21 protein-coding genes are annotated in these 23844 nt (G+C 53.3%); 15 read left to right on the plus strand and 6 right to left on the minus strand.

Annotated elements, in window-relative coordinates; all coding sequences use genetic code 11:
• From AB6B39_RS05665 to AB6B39_RS05675, 3 genes are all read right to left on the minus strand, one after another.
• The gene (locus tag AB6B39_RS05665; protein WP_284374358.1) at nucleotides 1-1515 is read right to left on the minus strand and encodes an alpha/beta fold hydrolase; all 1515 of its coding nucleotides are present in this window, start codon (nucleotides 1513-1515) and stop codon (nucleotides 1-3) included.
• Nucleotides 1512-2396: a DUF1838 family protein gene (locus AB6B39_RS05670; RefSeq protein WP_284374356.1), complete on the minus strand. Its 885-nt coding sequence runs from the start codon at nucleotides 2394-2396 to the stop codon at nucleotides 1512-1514. Before AB6B39_RS05670 ends, AB6B39_RS05665 begins: the two co-directional genes overlap by 4 nt.
• A 96-nt stretch (nucleotides 2397-2492) precedes the next feature.
• The gene (locus AB6B39_RS05675) at nucleotides 2493-4829 is read right to left on the minus strand and encodes a TonB-dependent receptor (protein ID WP_284374354.1); all 2337 of its coding nucleotides are present in this window, start codon (nucleotides 4827-4829) and stop codon (nucleotides 2493-2495) included.
• 367 nt (nucleotides 4830-5196) lie between these two features.
• On the opposite strand from AB6B39_RS05675, the gene AB6B39_RS05680 reads away from it, so the two are divergent.
• The 11 genes from AB6B39_RS05680 (at nucleotide 5197) to AB6B39_RS05730 (ending at nucleotide 16115) form a co-directional block, all read left to right on the plus strand.
• Nucleotides 5197-6666, plus strand: coding sequence for a flavin monoamine oxidase family protein (locus AB6B39_RS05680; RefSeq protein ID WP_284374352.1), 1470 nt, complete (start codon nucleotides 5197-5199; stop codon nucleotides 6664-6666).
• 364 nt (nucleotides 6667-7030) lie between these two features.
• Nucleotides 7031-7735: an alpha/beta fold hydrolase gene (locus tag AB6B39_RS05685; protein ID WP_284374349.1), complete on the plus strand. Its 705-nt coding sequence runs from the start codon at nucleotides 7031-7033 to the stop codon at nucleotides 7733-7735.
• 37 nt (nucleotides 7736-7772) lie between these two features.
• Nucleotides 7773-8249: a VOC family protein gene (locus tag AB6B39_RS05690; RefSeq protein WP_284374347.1), complete on the plus strand. Its 477-nt coding sequence runs from the start codon at nucleotides 7773-7775 to the stop codon at nucleotides 8247-8249.
• Between the two features lie 33 nt (nucleotides 8250-8282).
• Entirely contained in the window at nucleotides 8283-8750 is a 468-nt protein-coding gene (locus AB6B39_RS05695; RefSeq protein ID WP_284374345.1) for a VOC family protein, read from the plus strand.
• A 29-nt stretch (nucleotides 8751-8779) separates the two neighbouring features.
• Entirely contained in the window at nucleotides 8780-10138 is a 1359-nt protein-coding gene (locus AB6B39_RS05700) for an MFS transporter (protein WP_284374343.1), read from the plus strand.
• Nucleotides 10135-10929 (plus strand): alpha/beta fold hydrolase, encoded by a 795-nt coding sequence (locus AB6B39_RS05705; RefSeq protein ID WP_284374340.1) that lies wholly within the window; start codon nucleotides 10135-10137, stop codon nucleotides 10927-10929. The genes AB6B39_RS05700 and AB6B39_RS05705 overlap by 4 nt, the downstream gene beginning before the upstream one ends.
• A gap of 87 nt (nucleotides 10930-11016) precedes the next feature.
• Complete coding sequence (locus tag AB6B39_RS05710; RefSeq protein ID WP_284374338.1) at nucleotides 11017-11805, plus strand: IclR family transcriptional regulator; 789 nt, start codon at nucleotides 11017-11019, stop codon at nucleotides 11803-11805.
• An 80-nt stretch (nucleotides 11806-11885) separates the two neighbouring features.
• The gene (locus tag AB6B39_RS05715; RefSeq protein WP_348520210.1) at nucleotides 11886-12287 is read left to right on the plus strand and encodes a rhodanese-like domain-containing protein; all 402 of its coding nucleotides are present in this window, start codon (nucleotides 11886-11888) and stop codon (nucleotides 12285-12287) included.
• 4 nt (nucleotides 12288-12291) lie between these two features.
• Entirely contained in the window at nucleotides 12292-14172 is a 1881-nt protein-coding gene (gene prpE / locus AB6B39_RS05720; protein ID WP_284374334.1) for a propionate--CoA ligase, read from the plus strand.
• Between the two features lie 136 nt (nucleotides 14173-14308).
• A protein-coding gene (locus tag AB6B39_RS05725) for an IS3 family transposase (protein ID WP_284374395.1) occupies nucleotides 14309-15483 on the plus strand; the annotation gives its coding sequence in 2 pieces (ribosomal slippage) (nucleotides 14309-14573 and nucleotides 14573-15483; 1176 coding nt in all).
• Between the two features lie 89 nt (nucleotides 15484-15572).
• Nucleotides 15573-16115, plus strand: a complete 543-nt coding sequence (locus AB6B39_RS05730) for a hypothetical protein (RefSeq protein ID WP_284374370.1) — start codon at nucleotides 15573-15575, stop codon at nucleotides 16113-16115.
• 571 nt (nucleotides 16116-16686) lie between these two features.
• Here the strand turns inward: AB6B39_RS05730 and AB6B39_RS05735 are convergent.
• Together AB6B39_RS05735 and AB6B39_RS05740 are read right to left on the minus strand one after the other, a co-directional pair.
• Complete coding sequence (locus tag AB6B39_RS05735) at nucleotides 16687-17181, minus strand: SLC13 family permease (protein ID WP_348520211.1); 495 nt, start codon at nucleotides 17179-17181, stop codon at nucleotides 16687-16689.
• The gene (locus AB6B39_RS05740) at nucleotides 17175-17396 is read right to left on the minus strand and encodes a hypothetical protein (protein ID WP_284374372.1); all 222 of its coding nucleotides are present in this window, start codon (nucleotides 17394-17396) and stop codon (nucleotides 17175-17177) included. The genes AB6B39_RS05735 and AB6B39_RS05740 overlap by 7 nt, the downstream gene beginning before the upstream one ends.
• 243 nt (nucleotides 17397-17639) lie before the next feature.
• Here AB6B39_RS05740 and AB6B39_RS05745 point away from each other — a divergent pair, with 243 nt between their 5' ends.
• Nucleotides 17640-19493: a serine/threonine protein kinase gene (locus AB6B39_RS05745; protein ID WP_371398759.1), complete on the plus strand. Its 1854-nt coding sequence runs from the start codon at nucleotides 17640-17642 to the stop codon at nucleotides 19491-19493.
• Nucleotides 19494-19497: 4 nt separating this feature from the next.
• A complete protein-coding gene (locus AB6B39_RS05750; protein WP_371398713.1) occupies nucleotides 19498-19956 on the plus strand; it encodes a hypothetical protein in 459 nt (152 codons plus the stop codon).
• On the opposite strand, the gene AB6B39_RS05755 is transcribed toward AB6B39_RS05750, so the two are convergent.
• A complete protein-coding gene (locus AB6B39_RS05755) occupies nucleotides 19953-20510 on the minus strand; it encodes an ECF-type sigma factor (protein ID WP_284374376.1) in 558 nt (185 codons plus the stop codon). The genes AB6B39_RS05750 and AB6B39_RS05755 overlap by 4 nt on opposite strands.
• Before the next feature lie 120 nt (nucleotides 20511-20630).
• Here AB6B39_RS05755 and AB6B39_RS05760 point away from each other — a divergent pair, with 120 nt between their 5' ends.
• Both AB6B39_RS05760 and AB6B39_RS05765 read left to right on the plus strand, forming a co-directional pair.
• The gene (locus AB6B39_RS05760) at nucleotides 20631-21314 is read left to right on the plus strand and encodes a hypothetical protein (protein ID WP_284374378.1); all 684 of its coding nucleotides are present in this window, start codon (nucleotides 20631-20633) and stop codon (nucleotides 21312-21314) included.
• A 5-nt stretch (nucleotides 21315-21319) separates the two neighbouring features.
• On the plus strand, nucleotides 21320-23812 hold the full coding sequence (locus AB6B39_RS05765) for a hypothetical protein (protein WP_371398714.1): 2493 nt from the start codon (nucleotides 21320-21322) through the stop codon (nucleotides 23810-23812).
• Nucleotides 23813-23844: the final 32 nt, after the last annotated feature.

Here is a 23844-nt window from a genome sequence, read left to right on the forward strand (position 1 = left end):
TCAGACTGATTTTTTTGTTGGCAGAGAAGTAGACTGTCTTACCCCCGCCAGAGCCAAGACACTATCGAGCTTCTTGATAATAACTCCAGATTTGGAGACCGTTAAAACACCTAAATCGCGCATTCGGGAAAGCCGGCGGCTCACTGTTTCAAACGTCAGTCCAAGACAGTTTCCGATTTCAGATCGCTTCATCAAAATTGGGATTTCTCCGGGCAGACGACAATCATGATAGTCCGACAACATCATTAAATAGCCTGCAACGGCATGATCCGCGGAAGGAGAGACGCGCAGGGCGGATATCGCCTTGAGGCTTGCGAGCGTTTCTTGATGCGCCTTTTCAACGCGAAGAGCGTAGGAAGCAGAGCTCTTGATTTGCGATTTGTGAGCTAGACCATCGACGATTGTGACGGAACCGTCTGTCAAAAAATGAATCCATTCATTTGTCTGTAACTCGATTAGAGAGCCCGGTCGCAAGTAACGGAAAATTTCCTCACCCCCACCCAGTTTCGGGCGCATCGCAAAAGCAAAGCCCGTTTCAATCCAGACAATATTACGATCCGAAATCCGTATGTCGGATTGGAGGTTTTCCCGGGCACCCAAGGTTTGAAACAAGAATCCCGAAGGTGGGTCGTTGGGCTCACTCTCGGCTTTCTGATCGTAGAAAAAGGACTGAGCCAAAGATAAAACATCTTCAGCCTGGTCGTCTAGAAACCCGTGTGACCAGTCTAGCCGTTCGACCAAATTGGCCGTTTCCAGAAATGGTAAGACTTGAGGCGTTTTTTTGACGAGATCATCCCCGAGATTAAGTAGAAGGGTGTCACTTTGCAAAGCCTTCAGTCGAACAGGATAATCTTCACAATAATCCGCTGCAGCTTGCTGAGCATCGGCCGCTCCATCTGCACGGCGTAGAGCTTCGGTGAAAATACGGTGACGTACAACATCGGAACAACTTGCCGGTAAAAAATTATTGATCTTCTGCCAGAGCGCGTCACCAGCCAGAGGACGTGGCGTGCGCTTTCTGGAGCGCGGCATTGAGGGCTGCATTGATGTTGCCGCCAAGAGAATGCGGTCCACGGAATAAGGGCGAATAGCGGCCATTTCCACGGCGATTTTGCATCCCGTATGGTGACCAAAGATATGAATTCGATCAAAGCCTAATTGGTCGACAACTTCCCAAAGCGCTTGGGCATAATCGGCGATAGACGCCTTCCCATCGAAGTCTTTCACGCCATCATGGAAGGCCGAAGAGTTCCCAGTTCCAGGGTAGTCCACGGCCATCCATCGAGGCGCACTCTGTGGGTTCGCCATGATCGCTGCGAATGATTCGCCGGTATCTCCGCTCATTGGCAAACAAAGAATTGGAATATCGGGTCGTTCCTCGCGCCAATTTGATCGTACGTGGATTGTGGCGCGGGTCGTTTCCACGAATTGTCGCAAAAGTGTCTGATTAGGGATAACCGCGTATGCACCTTCGAAAGGATGCTCTTGTGCAGAAATTGGAGAGAAACAGGTCATTCTTTGACTGGCTTCTCATATGTCTCAGGCGCATACAGCGACCCTGGGAAAACCTCATCAAGCTCAGCTTTAAAGCGACTTGATACGGTTGAAAGATCAGAGTGTTTTTGGCCTGTACTCTGCCAAAGAGTTCGGCCTTCTATATCGGCCATATTCAGCCAAGACATAATCGGCGAATGTCCTGTCCAAGCGAGTGAGGCAGCTGTCTGGGGGCGATCCGGGTCATTAATTTGATCTGCCGGAGCCGTCAGATTGAACCATTCCCCACCTCCAACGCCTGATGCGTACCGTACAAGAAGCTCGAGCGTAACGGTCATAGATGCGCTGTCCCTGACCCATGGCGCGAGGAAGGGACGCTCCATAATGTAGGCGTCCCCACTATACCCTTCCATGATCTGCCCCGTTTGCGCATCAAGCGTCCAGTCAAAGTAGCGGGTCAAAATGGGGTGGACGAAGACAGTTTGCCCCGTCAGCGGATTGTCAAACTCAGCCAGGACTTGGTCGGTCTGAATATTTCGATATAAAGCCCAATCCCGCGTGGCTTGAAGGTAGCGACCATCACCAATAGAGGTAAATTTGGCATAGCGAAGCCCTTCAACACCCAGAAAAGGGAGTGGCATTTCACCCTCTCTGATGAGATAAATCCGGCCTTTGGCCGTGTACCAGACACCTCGACCTGTCAGATCCCCCATGACCTTAACAAAAGCCTCCAGATTCTGTGCCGGATCGCCGAGATCATAAAGGTCTGGGCGAGGAGATTTCTGCTCATTCGATACATTTGATGTCGATGAACAGGCTGAGGTGGCGATCGATCCAAGCGCAACAGCTCCAAGACCAGCTTTTAGATAATGCCTGCGTTCAACATTTAAATCGATCTTCATCGTAAACCCTACGTGCCGTGGTCATGGCAAGGTTTGACCGTCGGCTTTTTGTAAGCCGTCCGGCAGGATCACCGAACGGCCCGTTATGTGGCGGTTTTAGAAGTTCATTGCTGCACGAATACCAAACTGACGCTTGTCACGAAGGCCAACTTGAACGGCTTCGACACCGAATGAGAAGAGAGGCGTCGTATTTGAAAGGTCGATATAGTTGTTAGCCGCTGTCGGAGCTGTTTCTTCAAACAGGTTGGTAACAAAAGCTTCCAAAGTGTAACGATCTGTTCGGATGCCAGTCCGAAGCCGGGCATCTGTGACAGCCGGCGACTCACCCAGGTTCGGAGTGGAGATGAAATACTCGTTGGCATAGAGAATATCGCCGCGCAGATACCAATTCGCCTCCATGTTACCCAAAGACCCGATAGGTTTGTCATAGGTGCCTGAAAGAGTAATCTGGATCGGTGGATAACGCTCTGCTTTCTGGCCGATGAAGCCGTCATCTGTCAGAAAAACGTCTTCGAAATCACCAGAATCACCAGACGCCGGGAAGTTCGAAATTTCGGCATTTGTCCAAGCCAATGTCGCTCTCAGAGACAGATTGTCTGTCGGATACCAATTTGTTTCCAACTCAGCCCCGTAAATGTCAGTCGCAGCCGCGTTCACGAAAAACGTTTCTGTCACAATTGGGGGCTGGGTTGGGTCTCCAACAAATGCGGGATTTGGCAACTGAGCAACGGCCCGCGTAACCTGATCGACACGCTCCATCTTATAAAAGGAGAACTGCAAGTTCATCAGGTCGTCGAAGTTTTGCTTCCAGCCAATCTCATAATTCTTCAGCGTTTCCTCATCATAAGTGGAGTCCAGGCCTGCAAACTGGGTCTGCAAGGCAGTGACTTGATCCGCCGTTAAGTCAAAGAAGTTGGAGTTGAACCCTCCTGGCAGGTTCCCCTCAGAGTAAGTGGCGTAGAACAAGCCATCTTCCCATGGTTCATAATCGGCGGTCACACGCGGCAGAAAGCTTGTGAATGTCCCATTCGCATCGGGGCCTTCATCGATTTCATCTTCTTGGTAACGCCCCTCGAAGCTAAGAGAGAAACGATCCGTCACATCCCAATCGACTTTGCCGAAGAAGCCCAGTGTATTGACGTCTTCTCGGTCAAGAAAACCATCTTGCCCAAAACTGAAAGACTGTCCGAAAGCCTGAAGCCCAAAGGCGCCGCCTGTGTCGAATTTCAATTCGTAATAGTTTGCGCCAAAGGACCAGAAAACGGACTCATCGAAGGCATTTCCTGAGAGACGGATTTCCCCCTGCAAATCTTCAAATTCACGATTGGCAACCTGCGTATAAGTGGCATCAGGAGATGAATCCACGTCAATTAGGCTTGTGGCTTTCTCTGAACTATATCCAGCCACATAATTCAGCGCGATGCCATTGTCGAAATCATATTGACCATCCAGGCTGATGCGTAATGCTTCTCGGTCGAGACCAAAACGATCAGGCGTAATGGAGAAGAAGACATCCCGTGTCGCCGCATCAGCGATGAATGCATCAAAGTCTGCATCCGTCGAATTCAGACCAATGTCAGCAGCGTCGAACTCCGGGATGGTTCCGGCAAAGATAGTCTCACCACCTGGGACGAACGGACCTGAATTAAACGAGGAGTCGAGCAGGATTGTTGCAGGCTGGCCGTCGTCAATTTCGGAGTAAAAACCGCGAAGACGCGTCTTAAAGTTGTCGGATGGCTGGTACATCAACATCGCACCAAACGACAGCGTCTCTTCTTCACCCAGTTCCTGACTAGGATCGAGCGCATTGTCGTAGTGCCCGCCATTAAAGTTGTAACGACCCGTCAAACGCCCCGAGAGAGTATCGCCCAAAATAGGTCCTTCAACAGACGCCGTGATCTCATACTCGTCTCGCGTTGCAGCAAGCCCGGACAGGCGACCCTGAAATTCTGTCGAAGGATCCGCGGTGATATAGTTCACAGCCCCGGCAAATGTTGAGCGCCCGAACTGGGCAGATTGAGGCCCTTTAATCACTTCTACGCGTTCAATGCCTTCAAAGTCCAACATCATGTTCCCGCCAGAAACAAACACACCGTCGACAAAGACAGAGACGGTCTGACGCAGAGGGTCTGTGCTATCGAAAACAACCCCGCGGATAAACGGTGTGCTGTCATAGCGACCCGGGATGGAATTGAAGCTTTCAAGCTGAAACCCGGGGGTGAAGGCAGCGAGATCAACGATGTTTTCCAGGTTGGCGGCGTCAATATCTGCAGCGGAAATCGCTGTGACTGCGAGCGGCACCTCAAGAATATTCTCAGCTTGCTTCCGCGCAGTGACGATAATCTCGTCATTGTTCTGCGCCCAAGCCGCCTCTTGAGACATAAGTAAGGCCAAGGCTGAACTTAGCATGATTGTGTGTTGGATGTTTGGCATGAGTTTTGCCCCCCCCTATACTACATATGTGTATTTCTAAAACGCATACATACGACTTAAACTGATTGACATGTATCAAGAAATACCTTCGGGTCTTGATTTGGGACCTCCAAAAAGAGAACTGTTGCAAATATGCACCATGCAAAGTCTCCTTAAGCTGCTTGACAGCATTCAATACGAACGAGCTTTGAGTGAGGGAGGCCTTTAAAGAGCGGCATTTAAGCGACACGGCCGGCAAGCGCCGCCAGACCTCTAAACAGTAACCAATTGACATAACGCAGATATGCGTCATGTAATCGCATGTATGTGTCTATAAGATATTGATAACCGAAGTGAAGTTTTAACGACAATCGCTCAAGGCTTGAAAATGAACAACAACAAAGCTGCTCTTCCAACTCTTTCACGCCGTAGCGCCATTGTTGGTGGTGCTGCAGCTTACATCGCCGCGGCCGCTCCCGTTCGGGCGCAGGTGGAACGCCGCTATGACGTTGTTGTTGTCGGCGCCGGATTATCTGGTCTTCACGCGGCCATGCTGCTGGAAGAACAGGGGTTAAGTGTTCTCATGCTGGAAGGGAAAAACAGAATTGGCGGGCGCGTTTACACACTCATGGACGTGCCTGGACGTCCGGAAGCCGCTGGCGAACTCATCGGATCAAACTATGCGCGTATGCTGGATACCGCGCGACGTCTCGACTTGGAACTCGTCGAGCCGAACCGATTGGGGATGGGTACAGAGAAGTATTTTCACATCAAAGGCGAAGCAATTCTCCGCGAAGAATGGCCAGATCACCCATTGAACCCGCTTTCAGGCGATGATCGCGAATTGATGCCTGATCGGCTTCTCTTCACCTTGTCACATCGCAACAATCCACTTGACGAGCAACCACTGGACGCGTGGATCTCTCCGGAGTTTCGCGAATATGATATTCCGCACACAGATTATCTTAAAAGGTATCTTGGGCTGAATGATGAGACCATCCGATTGATGAATGTGGTGGCGCATACGGATAATCTTCACAACACCTCCGCCATTCATGAACTTCGCCGCTATGCGGTTGGAGCCTTTAATCGCCGGGTTGCTCTGTCTCAGCCAGGCACGCCCAGTTCTCTTCAGGTGAAGGGCGGGAATTCATTACTTCCAGAAGCCATGGCCAATAGCCTTAAAAATGGCGTCCTCATGAACAAGACGGTTTACGGGTTTGAAGATGAAGGCGGTGAGGTGGCTGTCCATTGTGGAGATGGAACAGTCTACCGGGCCAAGCATGTCGTCTGTTCTATGCCCTATCCGGTCCTACGTCATGTCAAGTTCAACAATCCACTTCCTGTTAGAATGGACCGCGCAATTGCAGAAATTGATTACGGCATCTCTATACAAGTTCACTTCCTCATTAAAGAGAACTTCTGGGAGAAGGATGGTCTTCCGCCCAATATCTGGAGTGACAGCCCATTCGAACGTTTCGCTGTCCTCAGACGCGGGGATGGTGGAGAAGCCACATCGGCGATTGCTTTCATCAACGGGGATGAAGCCTATAAATATGACTTCATGACGGACAAACAGGTTGCCGATTACACGATCCGAGAACTCGTAAAAATCAGACCTTCAATTGAAGGGGCACTCGAGCCGATACTGGTTCAGTCCTGCCATCGTGACGTCCATGGCGCAGGTGACTGGGTTTTCTGGCGGCCGGGACAAGTCAGTCAGTACGCTCCGCACATGCGCGATCCGCATGGTCGAATTCACTTCTGTGGCGAGCATACAGCCTTGCTAGAGCGCGGGATGGAAGGAGCTTTTGAGTCCGGCGAACGGGCTGCCTTTGACATCCTGATGGAAACCTGACGCGTTTTGGATTTCGTCTCTTACTTGGGACTCAACGTCCTTTTTGATGAGCTGATCCGACTTGTCCCTTTAGAAATTGGATAGTCTTTTGCGAATTCCTCGAATTATCCAATTGGCCTTTTCTGGTCTGTTCGCGACGACATTTCTGCAGGGATGTGTCTCGACGGAAGTGTCGCCAAGTATTGAGCCCTGTTCGAGCTACATAGACTCGGCATCTTCTCGCGGGAAAATCGTTCGGCAGTTCGTGCCCGGGCCCTATGGCCAGATCCATGTTCGAATGGTTTCTCCGGAAACCCCCACGAGCAAGCCTCCCCTGGTCCTCTTCCCGCCTACGCCTTTTTCGGGAGATTACTTCAAGGATTTCATGACCGAAATGGGGCGGGATCGCTTGGTGATCGCTTTAGACACACCCGGGTACGGTGATAGTGCCCACCCGCCCGAACCGCTTACGATCAAAGCCTATGCGACAGCACTTCACCAAGGGTTGATGTCATTAGGATGCCTGTCGGAACAGAAGCTCGACCTTCTCGGTTATCACACGGGGACATTGATCGCTGTTGAGATGGCCATTCTACATCCTGATACGGTTGGCCGGCTGCTTCTTCCCGGAATCCCGTTTTATGAAAAAGAACGACAAATCGAAACCTATGAAAGACTTGTAAAACCCGAAATGCTGAGCCCTGATGGGAGCCATCTGGATACATCGTGGAGTTTTGCGACGCTGGCAATGAATGCAGGCGTAACTCTGGAGCGTGGTCAGGAACATTTCGGCGACCTCATGCAAGCCTACCCTTACGGTTGGTGGGCCTATCACGGGGTCTTCACCTATGATGGCGAAGAGCAGTTTCCTAAAGTCACTCAGCCCATTTTGCTCATGACAACGGAGGCAAGCCTAAAAGCTGAGACAGAGGCGGCTCAGACCCTGTTTCCACAAGCAAAGCTCACGCATTTCCCGGGCCTGACCTATGGTATTTTCGATGTCGGTGTGAGCCAGATCGCAACGGCTGTCCGTGATTTTCTGGATAGCCCAGAGGGAGATGCCCCTTTTGAGAAAAGGGTCCCGCAATGACGGATACCTTGCCAGTCGAAGCGGTGGAGAAGTGAGCATGGCGGATACAATTAAGCGCACCACGCTTGCGGTTCGTGATGCCGAGAAAGCCGCGCAATGGTACGAAACTGTATTCGGCATGACCCGATGGTACGACAAACCTTTTACCCTATCCGGCAAAAGCCTCGCCATGGGTCAGGCGGGGGATGAGACACGTCTTGTCATCATGAAGGCAAATGATCCTGTTGTCGGTATGATTGGGCTTCTGGAATGGATAAATCCCCGTCAAGAAACACCGCCTCTTCCCACGAAAGTGACGTTTGGCGCCCCTGTTTTTGTCGTGTCCTCCGAGGACGCTAAAGGCGCCTGCGAGCGCGCTCGTAAGATGGGATCCAGAATTCACTGCGAGCCCCGACCCTTCTCCGTGACAGGTGCGAGCAACGAAACCAAACACATGGTGGGGGTCTCGTTTTTCGATCTCGATGGCTACTTTTTTGAAGTCAATCAGGTCCTTCGCATTGAACCCGCATCCTGATTTCCTGAACCAAACACCCAATAGGATCATCTCATGACCGACAAAACGAAACCGCACATTCGCTTCCAACGCGCCAATTTTGTTGTTCGTGACCTTGACAAGGCTCTGACCCTTTACCGTGATGTTCTGGGCTTCGATGTCGCCTTCATCAAAGACTCTCAAAAGACGTCCTACTCTTACCCCGTCTTTGAGATACCCAATTCCGCAACGTTACGGTTCGCCGTCTTATCTACCCCGGAATCCCCCCGTTGCATGGCCCTGACTGAAGTCACAGGAACGGATGACATTGGACCCGCGCCCACACCGCGACGTGGAGCGATCGTGCTCGATATTCCGGATGTTGATGGTGTTGTTGCCGGGGCCAAAAAAGTTGGCGCAACCGTCTATCCAGAAGGCGAACTTAAAACACAAGATGGTCGGCTGGGCCGTGAAGTCGGGATTGTTGACTTCGATGGCAACCTGGTCGTGATCTACACCATTACGGCCCATCCCGACGAATAGGCGCCATTACCAAACATAAAGGGGGCGTCGTGACTGTTCGATCACTATCTGACACCGAAAATCTGCAAAAGGATACACCGTATCCAAGTCGCATCTACTCCTGGGGCATGGTGGGCCTGCTTTGGATAACCTACGTGTCATCTTTCGTAGATCGATATGTTTTCGGTCTACTGGCGTCCCAAATCAAGGCGGATCTGAGTTTAACAGATACCCAGATTGGGCTTTTGGGCGGACTTGCTTTTGCAGTCTTTTATGGGACCTCCGCGATCTTTCTGGGTTGGCTTGCCGACCATAAGAAACGCACATGGATCGTTGGCATAGGCAGTTTGGTCTGGTCGATAGCCACAACATGCTCTGGCCTCGCAAAAAACTATGGGCAGCTCTTTGTTGCTCGCATGGGCGTTGGCGCTGGGGAAGCAACGCTCAGTCCCTGTGCGATGTCGATGATTGCTGACAGTTTCCCGCCTGAACGGCGCGGCAAACCAATCGCTGTTTACACATCTGCCCTCGTGATCGGAGCCGGCTTTGCTGGCTTGCTTGCATCGGCCATTCTGACGTGGACGAACACATCGCCGGAAATCGTCTTGCCGATTGTTGGAGAGCTAAAACCTTGGCAATTGACCTTCCTGATAGTGGGAATTCCGGGAGTATTCCTAGCGATACCCTTTTTCTTTCTTCCCGAACCCACACGCCGTTCGATTGCCGTAGCGCAGGGCGTCGGAGAGGGTAATATCCTGGACACATTGCGTTATATGGGCCGAAACTTCGGAACGTATGGAGGTTTAATATCGCTGGTTTGTGTGATGACCATCTGTGCCTATGCACAAAGCACCTGGTTGCCTTCTACGTTTGAACGAAGTTGGGGTTGGGAACCCGCTTTTTACAGCTTTGTAAAAGCTATTATGCTGTTGACCGTTAGCCCTCCGACGATTCTGCTTACCGGGTGGATGGCCGATAGAATGATGGGGCGTGGACAAATGGATGCGCCTTTTATTCTTCTGGCGATTGGCGCTCTGATCCTCATACCGACCCACTCAATTGCTATGATAATGCCCTCGCCTTGGCTGGCCTTTGCCATGCTTGGCTTAAATGCGATCGGTATCGGAATGGTATCGTCCGTCGGGGTCACCGCGCTTTTACAAATCACGCCCGATAAAATTCGCGGTCAAATCGTTGCGATCTATTACATGGCGATCAGTATGTCTGGACTGTTAATCGGCCCTGTCGGTGTTGGCTTCTTATCGGATAATGTATTCGGCGAAGAAAATCTGCGCTTTGCCATGGCCAGCCTTGCACCCGTTGTTGGAGTTATCCCCTTGGCTCTTATACCTATTTCGAAGCGTTTATATGTTCGTAAAATGAACGAGCTGAGAGGACTTCCGGCATGAAGTTCTCCTATTTAGACTGGCCGCATGGGCAGATACATATCCGTGAATGGGGCTACGATAGCGACACATCTCAACCACCCTTGGTTTGTCTTCACCCAGCCCCTTACAGTGGTGCCTACTTTGAGACGATGGCTCCGCTCTTGGCGAAAAATCGTCATGTAATCGCCCTTGATTACCCTGGCTATGGTGGATCAACCCGCCTCAAAACCATACCTACTATTGGAGATTATGCAAAGGCAACCCGGGCCACCATAAAGCACCTCGGCCTAGGATCGGAAGCGGTCGATTTGCTCGGTTTCCACACAGGGTGCCTGGTCGCTGTAGAGGCTTCTCTACAGATCGAAATCAATCGGCTCTTTTTGATCGATGTTCCTTTCTTTTCTCAAGAAGAGGCCGAGAAGAAACTCAAACTTTTTGGAGATAAAAACCTTTCACCGGATTTTTCGGATCTTGAGCCCACGTGGCAGTTTAACGTGACCAAGAGACATGGCGACATTGGGTTGAGTCGATCTTTCAACCTGTTTGTCGAACAACTTCGTGCGGGCGAGCATTCCAACGATGCCTTTCAGGCGGCGTTTTCTTATCCTTGTGAAAGCTCCTTCGCGAAGGCCGCGGCTGCTGCTTACGTCCTCGCGACACAATCGACTCTGTTAGATCCAAGCCGAAAAGCTGCTGCAACTCTCCCTAACGGAACGCTGATAGAATGCCTGGACGTCACAAAAGCCGCTTTGGAACTTGGAGCAGAATCTTTAGCAAAAACACTGTCTGAATTTGATGCAGATCCGAGCTAGGAGACCAGCCATTTCGTGCAGATTGCTCCCGACGTTGCGGGAGAAGGCTTATAGGGTATACATACGTTTCTCACTTCGGAGGTCCTCTTGGGAAAAGTCGTAAAATCTGTAGGTCGTGTCTTCGAAGTTCTCGAGTTATTCGAGCTCGAGAGACGCCCCTTAAACGCGTCAGAAATTTCTAAGCGGCTAGATTACCCTCATTCTTCCACTCTCGCGCTCCTCAAGAGTATGGAAACCCTAGGCTACCTGGGTCATGAGCGAGAAGATTGGAGCTTTCTTCCAACCCGCAAGCTAGGACAGCTTGTCGAGTGGATTGATAGCTCAATTCATCACGACAAGAATATCTTGTCCGTTATGGAAGATCTTCATGTAGCGACTGGAGAAACTATTAATCTCAGCCGTCGATCGGGGGAATTTATCCGAATTGTCCACGGACTTGAAAGCACCCACCCTATATCAATTAGCGTGCGACAGGGCGTGTTGATGCCTGTGACGGGGTCACATACGGGTCTGGTATCCCTAGCGGCTTTGCCGGATAGCGAAATCAGTGAAATTGTGCGGAAATTGCAGGGTCAACCCTACTCTTCCGCAGGTCCGACTTCGGTCGCAGATATTCTATCCATTGCCAAAAAAGTTAGGAAGAGAAAGTTCGCGCCCGGCTATGATGTTTACATCAACGGGATCGGGGCCGTATGTTTTTGTGTCTGGTCTGATGAACAGAAGAGGGTTCTAGTTATTGGCGTCGTTGGACCTTCGGATAGAATCAGAGATCAAGAAGAGTTCATTATCAGAATCGCTAAAGAAGCTATGGATCGGCATAATGTCGAGTTACATTATTCTGCATTGAGCCCAAGCCCAGAACTTTCTGTCGGGTAAGCGACTATCAAACTTTCCCAGTTTGCTTGGCGTCAAAAGCGTCAAGATTGAAGACGCTTAGTCCGTGGTCCATGACTGAAATGCACATTGGTTTTCACGAGATGATTTCTGCAGCGGATGCGGAGATCCAGACAGTTTCGATTGAGGCCGCGCGCGCCATGCTCGAGGATGAGAGTGTGCAGATTGTTGACCTGCGCGATGTGCGCGAGTTGGAGCGTGACGGAATGATCCCGGGCGCCTTTCACTGCCCTCGCGGTATGTTGGAGTTCTGGGTCCATCCAGACAGCCCCTACCACAAGGAGGCCTTTGCGCAGGACAAGACCTTCGTGTTTTATTGCGGCTCTGGTTGGCGCTCCGCGCTCTCTGGAAAAGCGGTGCAGGACATGGGCTTGAAGAAGGTATCCCATTTGGAAGGGGGCTTCAGCGCATGGAAAAAGTCGGGCGCACCCGTCGCCCAGAGAGAGGCCCGCAAGCCGCGCTAAACCCATGTCGACTGCGCAGGATTTCATCCGATACTCTTTGGAAAGCCCTGAGGCGTTCTGGCAAGAGCAGGCCGATCTCATCCATTGGGAAACGCCTTTTACGCAAGTCCGGGATCTCTCAAGTCCACCCTTTTCGCGTTACTATGTCGGGGGCCGCACAAACCTCTGTTATAATGCGGTAGACCGTCATGCAGAAGAGCGCCCCGACGCAAGCGCCCTGATCTTAGTGTCTGGAGAGACGGGTGACGAACAGGTCTTCACTTTCTCTGAACTGCAAGCACATGTCGAAGCGGTTGCCGCTCTCCTAAGTAAACAGGGCGTAAGAAGAGGCGAAACGGTCCTGCTGTATCTTCCTATGATCCCGGAAGCCGTCTTTGCCATGCTTGCCTGTGCGCGGATCGGCGCGATTCATTGTGTTGTGTTTGGCGGTTTTGCGTCCGGCGCTTTGGCCGATCGCATTGATGACATTAAGCCGAAGCTGATCTTAAGCGCCGATGCTGGCCTGCGAAGTGGCCGCGTGATTGATTACCGAAGCCTTCTCAATGAGGCCTTGGACACAGCAAAAGCGACCGTCGAACGGGTCCTTATTGTCAATCGTGGGTTCCTTGAGGATCTGCAGATGCAAGCTCCACGCGATCAAGATTATGCGGCCACGCTGAAAGCGACGCCACAAAAACATCACCCTATAGAATGGTTGCCTTCAGAGGCACCGTCCTACGTATTGCATACCTCCGGTACGACAGGAAAACCCAAAGGGGTTCAACGGGATACTGGCGGTCACGCCGTCGCCCTCTGCGCCTCCATGAAGTATGTTTATGACGGGCGGCCCGGCGAGACGTTCTGGGCGACCTCTGATATTGGTTGGGTCGTTGGGCATTCTTATATCGTTTATGGCCCCCTCCTGCGCGGAATGGCGACCCTTCTTTATGAAGGCAGTCCTATTCATCCTGACCCTGGGATTTGGTGGCGAACGATAGAGCGCCATCAGCCCGCGGTCGTCTTCTCCTCCCCCACAGCCATGCGACTATTCCAGACGCAAGACCCGGATCATATAAATCAGTACGACCTCTCGAGCATTCGGCGTTTTTTCCTGGCTGGTGAACCCCTTGATGAAGCCACTGCGCGCTGGACGGCGGAGCATGTGAATCCCACCATCTACGATCACTGCTGGCAGACAGAGACCGGCTGGCCAATGATTGCCCCTCTGCCCGGGATTGAGGAGCACCCGCTTAAATGGGGTTCTCCCAGCTTTAATGCCTATGGATATGATCTGCGCATCATTGATGAAGAGACAGGCGAAGACAGGCCAGACGGTGAGAAAGGAATGTTGGCTTGTCGATGGCCGCTCCCACCTGGGTCAATGACCACAATCTGGGGCGATGATGAGCGGTTCAAAGCCACTTATTTTCGTACCTACGAGACTGGCATGCACTATCTGACATTCGATTACGCTATTCGCGATGCAGACGGTTATTTCTTCCTTCTGGGTCGCTCGGATGATGTGATCAATGTGGCCGGTCACAGGCTAGGAACGCGCGAAATTGAAGAGGCGATATGTGCCCATTCCGATATTGCCGAAGCAGCGGTTGTGGGGGCGTCTGATCCCGTTAAAGGACAGACACCTGTGGCTTTTGTCGTACCTACTCGACCGGTCAAGGAGGACAGTGCTTTAGTGTCTGAGTTACGCACAGTCGTTGAAAGCGAGCTAGGGGCCTTCGCCCGACCCTCGCGCTTGATAATCGTCGATGGGCTCCCCAAAACCCGTTCTGGCAAAGTTCTCCGCCGAGCCCTCCTGTCCCTCGTCGAAGGCAAAGACCCCGGACATCTCCCAACAATCGATGACCCTGAGGTCATCGCAAAAATTCGGACGCTAATGAGCGAGTAAAGGCAAAACCTTCGGGTCGACCAACCTCTGAAAAACATTCTTTACCGCGTCTGCCCAAAGCATGGCCTGCCCCCCAAAAAGTGGTTCATTTTGAGAGTTAGAGTTTTTGGCTATTTTGCGCTTGAAGGAGCACGATATGGCGAGGAAACGCTACACACCTGAACAGATCATCGCAAAGCTGCGTGAGGCCGATGTCCGGCTCGCGGCAGGCGAGGAGACCAAGGCGATCTGTCGATCGCTCGGCATTGCGGAGCAGACCTACTATCGATGGCGACGCGAGTATGGGGGTCTGAAGGTCGATCAGGCGCGTCGATTAAAAGCATTGGAGAAGGAGAACATGCGGCTGAGGAAGGCGGTCTCAGATCTCACACTCGATGCGATGATTCTCAAGGAGGCTGTTGAGGGAAAGTATTAAGCCCTTCACGTCGTCGGCTGGCCGTGGATCATGTGCAGGCAGCGCTCAAAGTCTCTGAGCGCCGGGCCTGTAAGGTTCTTGGCCAGCACCGCTCCACTCAAAGAAAGCTGCCTCGCCCAAGAGAGGATGAGGCAGCGCTCACCGCGGACATTATCCGCTTGGCAGAGCAGTATGGCCGGTATGGCTATCGCCGGATCACGGCGCTGCTGCGCCGTGAAGGCTGGACGGTGAATACGAAGCGGGTGGCACGCATCTGGCGACGTGAAGGGCTTAAAGTTCCACAGAAACAGCCTAAGCGTGGGCGTTTATGGTTTAACGATGGCTCCTGTATCCGGCTCAGGCCTCAGTACAAGGACCATGTCTGGTCGTACGACTTCGTCGCGGATCGGACCCACGATGGCACAGCCTTCCGGATGCTAACCGTAATCGACGAGCACACGCGAGAATGCCTCGCGATCCACGTTCAGCGCAGTCTGAAGCACGACGACGTTCTGGCTGTGCTGACTGATCTGTTCACTCAGAGGGGTCCACCGGGACACATCCGATCCGACAATGGCAGTGAGTTCACGGCTCAGGCTGTCAGAGACTGGTTGGGCCGTATAGGCGTGAAGACACTCTACATTGAACCCGGGTCACCCTGGGAAAACGGATATAATGAAAGCTTCAATGGGAAGCTGAGAGATGAACTCCTGAACGGAGAAATCTTCTACAGCCTGAAGGAGGCACAGATCCTGATCGAACGCTGGCGGCAGCACTACAACACCGTCAGACCACACAGCTCGCTGGGCTATCAACCACCGGCGCCGAAAACAGTCTTGCCTCGCCCTGTTGGGCTCCCCTACACTGCGTTCCGGTCCGCCCAACAGGGCGACCATAACCGCCAAGCTCTAACTTAGCGGGTGGATCACCTACAGGGGTCAGCTCAAGGCTATTCGATCTCCATGAGAAGCATGCCCATAGAGTTCAAGCAATCCTCTCCTCCGCAATGAGCCTTGCCGCAATAATCGAAAACGCTGCCGAAGCAGAGCAAAGTGAGATGTTGCGGTCGCTCCTTGAGAAAGTCGTCATCGACAAGACGGGTCTGACACTTCAACTTAATAGATCGGTGCTCGCTGAACACATCCCGATTTGCGTCGGTAATGAAGGGGTCGACTTCGGCGTCTGTTGTCTTTTTGAACCTATGACTATCCGCCGACGCGGTCAGGAGATGCAGTTGGTCATTGGTGCCGCAGAGCAGGCCGAGCCGTCTTTCAACAACGCACTCGTACGGCTCGTCGCAAGAGCGGCCTTGCTTAGAGAGCAGCTCGAGACAGGTAACATCGAAAGCATCGGCGAGTTTGCCGGGGCGCACGGCATGCATCACGCAGATGCCAAGAAGCTCGTACCCTTGGGCTATCTCGCGCCGAGGATCGTTGAGGACATCCTCGAAGGTCGTCAGCCAGTCGAGCTGACGGCCAGAGCCTTGCACCGAATGACAGATCTACCGCTCTGCTGGGAGCAGCAGCGCGCGCGTCTCGGCTTCGCCTAAGAACTATTCACTCAGCATCTTCTGTCGGCACCAAGCGGGCTCGGAAAAGAGCCTGAGAGACGGGCGGTAGAATTAGGCTAGTTTCGTTGGAAAAGCGCGTCTCGGCGAGACTTGGATAGGTCTCTCACGCGACTAACCCGCGGAAACTACGGACTTGTTTCAGCCCTCTGGAGATCAGGACGTTCGCCTGAGAGAGGACTGGTGGTGGACGCAGTCACTGATCAACCAGTCTCACAACGAATTCCCTGATTTACAGGGAAAATACAGGGAATTTTTGAAGTTCTGTGCTTTTCAACGTGACCAGTAAGGGCGGTAAAGCCAGCTATAAGTGGGTTTCAGAGGAGAATTCGCTACGAAGGCTAACAGGGTATCTTGGAGTAAGAACATGGAAAATTGTTTCGGGATCAAGGAAACGAATTCTGATTAGAAGTCCGGATTTGGCCCATTCCAGACTTTTAGCTAATCTGACGAATACTTGCGTCTAAGGGAACCAATCTTCGTTCTTCCGAATTAACACTCTAGCTCCGATCATCCACCTGACCCCTATGGCTTCTGATAAAGACCAACAAAATCATTCCTTGCTAAAGACCGGACTGATTGGGCAGAAGATAGACGTCCCAAGGAAATCTGCGCCGTCTCGAAAAGTGATTCGCGTGATGAGCTCATTGGCTTGCTGATCGCCTGAGAAGGTCAGATCATCATCATGTGGCAAGGCAAACCGACCAAACAGGCCTAGGTCGGATATGCCAACGAGGCCGGCAACCAGACCCACTGCAGAAATCTCGAAAATGCAAAACCCTTCGAGTCCCAGATCACGGGGCACGCCAACTACGATGTGATTAGACGATGTTCCGATCAGCGTCATCGTGCCACCCAGAATGGCAATGTAGGAGAGCGTAATGAGCAAGCGTTTTCGGGCGATGCCCAGTTCTGCAGCAATGGCGGCAATGACCGGAATGAGGACAATCACGATCGGTGTATTATTCAGGAACGCCGATTCGATGAAAGCGCCACTCAGCAAGAGGGATATGGCAAGCCGTGGCCTTGTGTCAGAGAGGTTCAGCAGGCGCGTGGCGAGACTTTCGAGTGCGCTGGTCCAAACATGGCACCAGACAGAACAAACATGGCCGCAATCGTGAGCGGAGCTTCATTGCTGAAGGCTGACAGCGCTTCATCGACCGAGATGAAACCGAACAGCAAGAAGAGGGCGGCCCCGTTCGCCGCTATGACGGCGGGCGCGTGTCGCGCGCGAGCGAACTCGACAAAGATGAGTGCGAACAAGGCTAGGGATATGAGGCCTGGTGATCGATAATGAACTGAGTTACAAATAAAGGCTTAGCACGATTTACCGTTACGATGCGGTTTTTACCTATTTTCAGAGGATATGTTCTGGACGAAGATACTTTATGACTTCAGTGCCGAAATTGTGCGTTGAGGGAGAGTGCCGTGGACTGGGAGGGCTATACACCGCTGCCTGTTCGAGAATTGCTTATGGCCACGCTTGATGAGCATCCTGACAACCGGATGGCTTATCTAAAAGCTCATGCCTCAACAGAGATTGAATTCAACGAAACCGTGCGTCTTCTTCGGGCGCTTGATGCGAGACCGGACTTTCTGGAGGCTTTGCCCAACTCTACGTTCGAGGAAGGAAGCTTTGCGCCCGGCACGGTAATCGGGAACTGGAATGTGCGACGACACCTTGGACGCGGGGGCATGGGTGATGTCTATCTGGTCAACCGCGTATCTGCGGAATTCTCTCAGTTCGCAGCGCTGAAGATTGCCCACTCCGCCGTGTCAGACAGACCGCAAAGATTTGAAACCGAAAGACATATTCTCGCCAGTCTTGAACATGCCGGAATTGCCAGGATCATTGACGGCGGGACAGGTCCGGACGTCAGACCCTATCTCGTCATGGAATGGGTCGATGGAGAGAGGCTCACGGAATATGTCTGCAGCCACGAGATGGATATGTCGCAGCGGCTGCAGCTTTTCGCGCAGATTTGTGACGCCGTGTCCTATGCGCATAGCAAATTCGTATTGCACCGCGATATCAAGCCGTCCAACATTCTCGTGACACGGAATGGGCAGGTGAAACTCGTCGATTTCGGAGTTTCCAGTCTGTTGGACTCACCGGATACAGACGGCAAACACCCTCTGACGCGCCGATATTGTGCGCCGGAACAACTTTCGGGCGAACCGCTCTCAACTGCAGCCGATGTTTTTGCCTTGGGGGGTGTCCTGATGGATCTTGCGACGATCCGTCAAAGCGAAAATCATGCAAGGTCGGATCACGGGATGGAGGATTTGTCGCTGCATTTTCATGGTGACCTGTCGATCGTGATCGAAAAATGTCTCCGAGACACACCTTCGGATCGGTACCAGAGCGTGTCGGAGTTGAAGGCCGATATCGACCATGTCCTCCAAAACCGGCCGATCTCTGCACGTCCCGAATCGATCGTCTATACAGCGCGAAAATTCGTCGCTCGCAACACATTGGCGGCAGCTCTCGCCGGACTTTTCATCATAAGCTTGTTTCTGGGATTGCTGGGAACGAGCATTCAAATGAACCGTGCGATTGCTTCAGAACAGACGGCATTGGCGGCGCAGCTTGAACTGGAGTTCGAAGCGCGAACACTTCAGGGGTATGAATACGGACTTCAGGCTTTGTACGCGGCCATTGGTAAAGATGCAGAGCGGTTGGATCCTCAGATTATCGATGCGTCCATGATCCGACTGGCCGAAGATGCACGCAGCGATTTCGACGGGCGATCAATGGATGATGCATTCATGCTGTACAGTATGGGGCAGGTCATGATGTTCCGCTACAAGTTCGCGGAGGCCGCAAGATTTCTTGAACCGCTCCGATCGCTGTCGTTGGATACGGAAATCTCCCGCACCCTATATTTCGAAGCGAATTCGGACCTGGCCTATTCATGGGTCGAGATCGGAAAGACCGACGCAGCGGAAAATCTCATTCGCGGTCTGCTCGAACAACGGGCGCTTCATCATGATGAGTATGACCTTAGCCATCTACAGGACGCCTACAGCCTCTCCACGATCACAGGACTTGAAGCGGATCAAGATCAATTTCTCGAGATTGGGCGAGAGACCTTGAAATCATGGGAGATTGGCACTGCGGACACTGACGATATGGCTTGGCTTCATAACCAGATGGGGTCGGTCTACTTCGAACAGGGCAGAATCGATAGCGCCATAGAGTTCTTTTACCGCGTCGTTCGAACTCTATCGCCATCAGCCGATCCGGTCACTCAGCGACATAACCACTGCAACAAACCTCGCCATCTTTCAGATATATTTCGCGCGGGATGGGGATGCCCCGCTCTCATATTTACCCGATTATCTGGGGCCATCGCTTGAAGATTTGGGGGCACCAGATGTCTATGCCTTCATTCAGGGTCTCATTGCCGAGGCGGCTCTTTTGAACTCGGACTGGGATCTGGCTATCCGGGCAACCGAGGATGCGATCCCCCATCTTCGCGGTAATCGCAGTTTCCGGGATGGTTGGTATTATAATCTGGTTCTCATGAAGGTCCGAGCCCTTGTCCAGCTCGGCCATATCGAAAAGGCGCGCCTGCTGCTCGATCCGGCGTTGGAAGATTTCGACCAGGAGGCCGACAGCAATGGCTGGGGAATGCGGGCCTGTTCGATGCAGGTCGTCGACGGCTATGTCAGTATTCATGAACGCCGTGATCCGCGAAGCGAGGCCATGTTCGAGGCGGGAGTCAACGCGTGCAGGTCAGCGTCCGAGAAGGGGTGGGACAACGAAAAGGTGATGCCTCGCTGGATCGAGGCGTTGCGATCGGAGCTTCGAGCGATTTAGTCCTGTGCGGTCATTTCTGCCGCCAGCCAGGCTTTGGCGAACAGCCAGTCACGGCGCACGGTTCGCGTTGTCACGCCCAATATCTCGGCCGTTTCATCCTCGGTGAATCCGCCGAAATAGCGCATCGTGACGACGTCGGCGAAGCGGTCCTTGATATCGGCCAGTCGCTCCAGAAGATCGCCGATCTCGACAATCTCGGCCGGGTTTTCGCGATATTCCGGCAGAATGTCCGAAAGCTCGTCATAAGATGCATGAACGGCGCCGTCTCCTCGCTTTGCCGCGAGTTTCTGGCGCGCATGGTCGATGATCACATACCGCATGGCCCGGACCATCGTGCGCGTAAAATGCGCTTCGTCCGACCAATCGCCCTTTTCCCGGAGGCGCAACCAGCTTTCATGCAGAAGATCTGTCGTCAGAAGCGTCTGCCCAGCACGAAGCTGGCGCCGTTTGGCCCGCGCGAGGGTCTTGAGGGTTTCATAATGTTCGGAGACAAGCGCCGCCGTCTGAAGGCATATGCCTTCGGTCGATGTGGGGGCTGTGATCGATAGCGTCATGATGGTCTCCGTCAGAATCTAAGCACACTTTCCCGCCGATGTAAAAAAACCCAGCGCCATATGTCCGGTTTCGCCGTCCCTTCGCGATTTATGAGTTGAGATTGCAATTTGGAGAGACCCATGACGTTAACCGTTCGCACAGCCGGCATCGCCCTGACGGCGGCACTCTTTGCCACGATTGGATCCTCTGCCACGGCACAGGATGCGAAAGCCCCAAAAACGGATACGACAACCGAGCAATCGCAAGCGGTTGATATCGGAACAGTCATGCGGACTTTGGAAACCTCACCGGATTTCCCGACATTCCGGTCCGACCTGCTGAAGGCGGCCGAGGACTCCGAGCCGACCGCATTCCCGGGCGACCTGTTCGCACCCGATGACGCAGGAACGGATCGACCGACGGCGTTTCCCGGTGATCTGTTCGGTCACGACGAAGAGGGGCCGGATGGGCCGCTCGCATTCCCGGGCGATCTGTTCAGCGTCTCCGAAACCCTTCGGATTCAAACCGAATATCTGCTGGAACGCGCAAAGGCTGGCAAATCGCAACGGGCCGTGCATGATATGACAAGCCAGTATCGTGAAGATGTCGCCATGCTGGGCGAAAGGATCGCACAGGCCGCTGCTGTCACGAAGGATAAGAATCCGAAACAGGCGAAAGTCTATACCGATGCGGCACGGACATTGCGGTCCAGTCTTTTCACATCCGTTGAGCGCAATGATCTCGAAGCGACGGTGACGTGGCTGGAATCCGTCCAGCAGGTTCACGATACGCTGTCGGCGCTGGACAAAAAGACGGCACGATAGACACCGTGAAACCGTCAAGGGGGGTCATCCGGTCCGCCGCGATCTGGGGTGTCCTTATCGCGCCGTTTCTGGCCGTGCCCGCATCGGCTGAGACGCTGGGCGACTATAGGCCGGACGTTATGTGTTCGGTTGATTTTCAGGAGAGCGATTCTGGGCCGACTTACTGCACGCGCGACGGTGCCGCGCGGAAGCGGATCTTGGAGGCTGCAGAGCATGCTCGTGACATCTGGTTGATCGTCAGATCCCCGAAGGCACGCCTCTCTTTGCTGGCGGTTTCGGGTCGCTATCAGATATCGCCATTGTCCAGCGACGAAATCAGGGCGCTTCCAATGGGCGCGAAATGGCGTCAGCAGCGATCCGAAACGCCTGTTTTCATCGATCCGGTCTCAGGGGCGATCCACATCGATGCATCTGCCATGCCGCATGACTTGGCTTCACCGGACCAGAGCCTGGACATCGGTCTGGAGCGCAATTTGGGGCTGGCCCTAATGCGGGGCTATCCGTCGCTGGGAGAAGCGCTCTCCAGCCCGGGCAGGAACGATCTGATCGTCACACAGATGGAAGCGATCGCCTCTTTTCCGAGTCTGGTGACTGCATCGCCTGACGACATCCCGTCGGGCATTGCAGTGAGTTGTGATTTCACACAGCCGCTTTTCGATACGGGTCCAGGGTGGGCCAATGCCGAGTTCTGGAAGCAGGCCTTCGAAGCCAGCCGCACGCAAGCTGCACTGAAATCGAAAGATTACTTCACGGCGATCTTCACAGCGTTGGGGGCCGCCGCAGATGAAGGCCGTGCGCAGCCCACTCAGTTGTTCGAGATGATGGATATCGTCTTCAGGGATGATCTCGGCTGGGCCCGATTCGACGGCGACGGCTTCGGGCGAGCCTATGCGACCGCAATGGCGGCCCATCAGCTCGATGAAGAGACCTTCATGTCGGATTCCGAAGATGTGACCCTCAAGGCAGAGGCCCATCTGGCGAAGGAGGTCGGGGTCTCTGCCTTGGATCCGCTGACGTCCAAGTTTCTGGACCTCGAAATAGCAGGCTCGAAACTGCGCGAGACCGAACTGGCGATCACCATTTGCGAGATCGCCGGAGCCGACTGTATCGCGACCGACAAGGTCCGACTGCTGTTCGAAGGGCAGGCGATCGATGCCCGCGCCGGTCTGCGTACCTACCCGTCCCGCAACGGTGATCTTGTTACCGTGACCGGCTCCAACCGCATCCAGATGACTTTGCCGAGCCGGCGTGCCAATTTCGGTGGAGACGACAAGCAGTTTTTCGGGCTGAAACTGGGTGTCTCCAATCTGACCCCAGACGATACGGTCGCGTACCGAATGACGATCAGTCTCGTCGTTCGAGAAGCCTCTTGCGAGTGGTCCGCCATGGCGGCGACGATGAACCCCTGGTGGCGCGGCGATCTTGACGGACCCGGATCATTGACACCGGACCTTCAGGATATGCCGGCGGATATTCGCATGGAGATATCACAGGGCCTACGTGACAGCTGGATCCTCACCCAGGACGATTACTGGACGGAGATCGGTCTGGATGAACAGGTCTTTCGCGACGGTATGAACGAGCATGAGTTGCGTCTTCATGTCCCCGATGACTGGGATGTGACCACCGTGCCTCAAATCTGGCAGAACGCGCCAAAAAAGGGGGACCTCGCGCGATACTTCTCACGGCTCATGCCATCGGCTGCCGAAGCGACACTGTCAGGGTCCGTAACGGATAGCGGCACGGTCTGTGTCAGTCCGGTTGCCACGTCGGCCCTCATGGACATGTCAGTGCTTTCGGAGGCGGCGCCAGACGAGATGCTCAGACAGATGGCTCTGCCGGAGGAGTTGCTGAACGAGTTCGATGACGGGATGGACGAATTCGAGGGCATGGCGGCCATCCTGAGAAATATGGCCACGGATGACGGTCATCCCCAGAACAATCCCAACGCGACGCTGATACTTCAGATTTTCAGCCCCAATCTTTTTACGCAGCAAATGGGATTAATACCGAGCGGAGCCATGGTACCGCTTAGTCATTCCGGGTTCGATGGCTGGCGGAAGAATGCAGGCTTCAACATCTATGTTCGAATTCCCGATGTGGCACCGCAAGATTTCATTTCAGGTCAGTTTCCGATCGAGGGGCTTGTTCTTCCTGCAATCGGTGACGAGGATATCGAGCCCTCTGACTATCCGCCCTTTTACATGTGGGGGGAGGCCTCCGGCGACGATATAAAGTTCGAGGACTACATCGCGCCGAAACTGACCGGGACGATCACGATCTCGAAGCGGGTTGAAGGCGCGGCAATCGCGTCGCTTGAAATGAGCGGAAACACCTATCGTCGTGACGGACATGACACATCCGGGACGGGTCCGGATGTGACGTCTGTGGGGACTACCACAATCAAAATAGACCGGATGTTCCTGCTCGGCCTGAGCGAGGGCGAGCCCTTGCCCGTCCTCAACATGTTCGACCTGACAACGGCCCGCCTTCAATGAGTTTGACCGGAGACACTTCAATGAAAAGCAAG

The sequence above is a fragment of the Algimonas porphyrae genome (assembly GCF_041429795.1).
Taxonomy (GTDB): Bacteria; Pseudomonadota; Alphaproteobacteria; order Caulobacterales; family Maricaulaceae; genus Litorimonas; species Litorimonas porphyrae.

Excerpts from the sequence above, each read along its gene's own strand:
- AB6B39_RS05685 (WP_284374349.1), top strand. The coding sequence starts at position 7,031 with ATGACCGAAATGGGGCGGGATCGCTTGGTGATCGCTTTAGACACACCC.
- AB6B39_RS05665 (WP_284374358.1), bottom strand. The coding sequence starts at position 1,515 with ATGACCTGTTTCTCTCCAATTTCTGCACAAGAGCATCCTTTCGAAGGT.
- AB6B39_RS05705 (WP_284374340.1), top strand. The coding sequence starts at position 10,135 with ATGAAGTTCTCCTATTTAGACTGGCCGCATGGGCAGATACATATCCGT.
- AB6B39_RS05745 (WP_371398759.1), top strand. The coding sequence starts at position 17,640 with ATGGCTTATCTAAAAGCTCATGCCTCAACAGAGATTGAATTCAACGAA.
- AB6B39_RS05695 (WP_284374345.1), top strand. The coding sequence starts at position 8,283 with ATGACCGACAAAACGAAACCGCACATTCGCTTCCAACGCGCCAATTTT.
- AB6B39_RS05755 (WP_284374376.1), bottom strand. The coding sequence starts at position 20,510 with ATGACGCTATCGATCACAGCCCCCACATCGACCGAAGGCATATGCCTT.
- AB6B39_RS05680 (WP_284374352.1), top strand. The coding sequence starts at position 5,197 with ATGAACAACAACAAAGCTGCTCTTCCAACTCTTTCACGCCGTAGCGCC.
- AB6B39_RS05760 (WP_284374378.1), top strand. The coding sequence starts at position 20,631 with ATGACGTTAACCGTTCGCACAGCCGGCATCGCCCTGACGGCGGCACTC.
- AB6B39_RS05690 (WP_284374347.1), top strand. The coding sequence starts at position 7,773 with ATGGCGGATACAATTAAGCGCACCACGCTTGCGGTTCGTGATGCCGAG.
- AB6B39_RS05715 (WP_348520210.1), top strand. The coding sequence starts at position 11,886 with ATGCACATTGGTTTTCACGAGATGATTTCTGCAGCGGATGCGGAGATC.
- AB6B39_RS05670 (WP_284374356.1), bottom strand. The coding sequence starts at position 2,396 with ATGAAGATCGATTTAAATGTTGAACGCAGGCATTATCTAAAAGCTGGT.
- AB6B39_RS05730 (WP_284374370.1), top strand. The coding sequence starts at position 15,573 with ATGAGCCTTGCCGCAATAATCGAAAACGCTGCCGAAGCAGAGCAAAGT.
- prpE (WP_284374334.1), top strand. The coding sequence starts at position 12,292 with ATGTCGACTGCGCAGGATTTCATCCGATACTCTTTGGAAAGCCCTGAG.
- AB6B39_RS05675 (WP_284374354.1), bottom strand. The coding sequence starts at position 4,829 with ATGCCAAACATCCAACACACAATCATGCTAAGTTCAGCCTTGGCCTTA.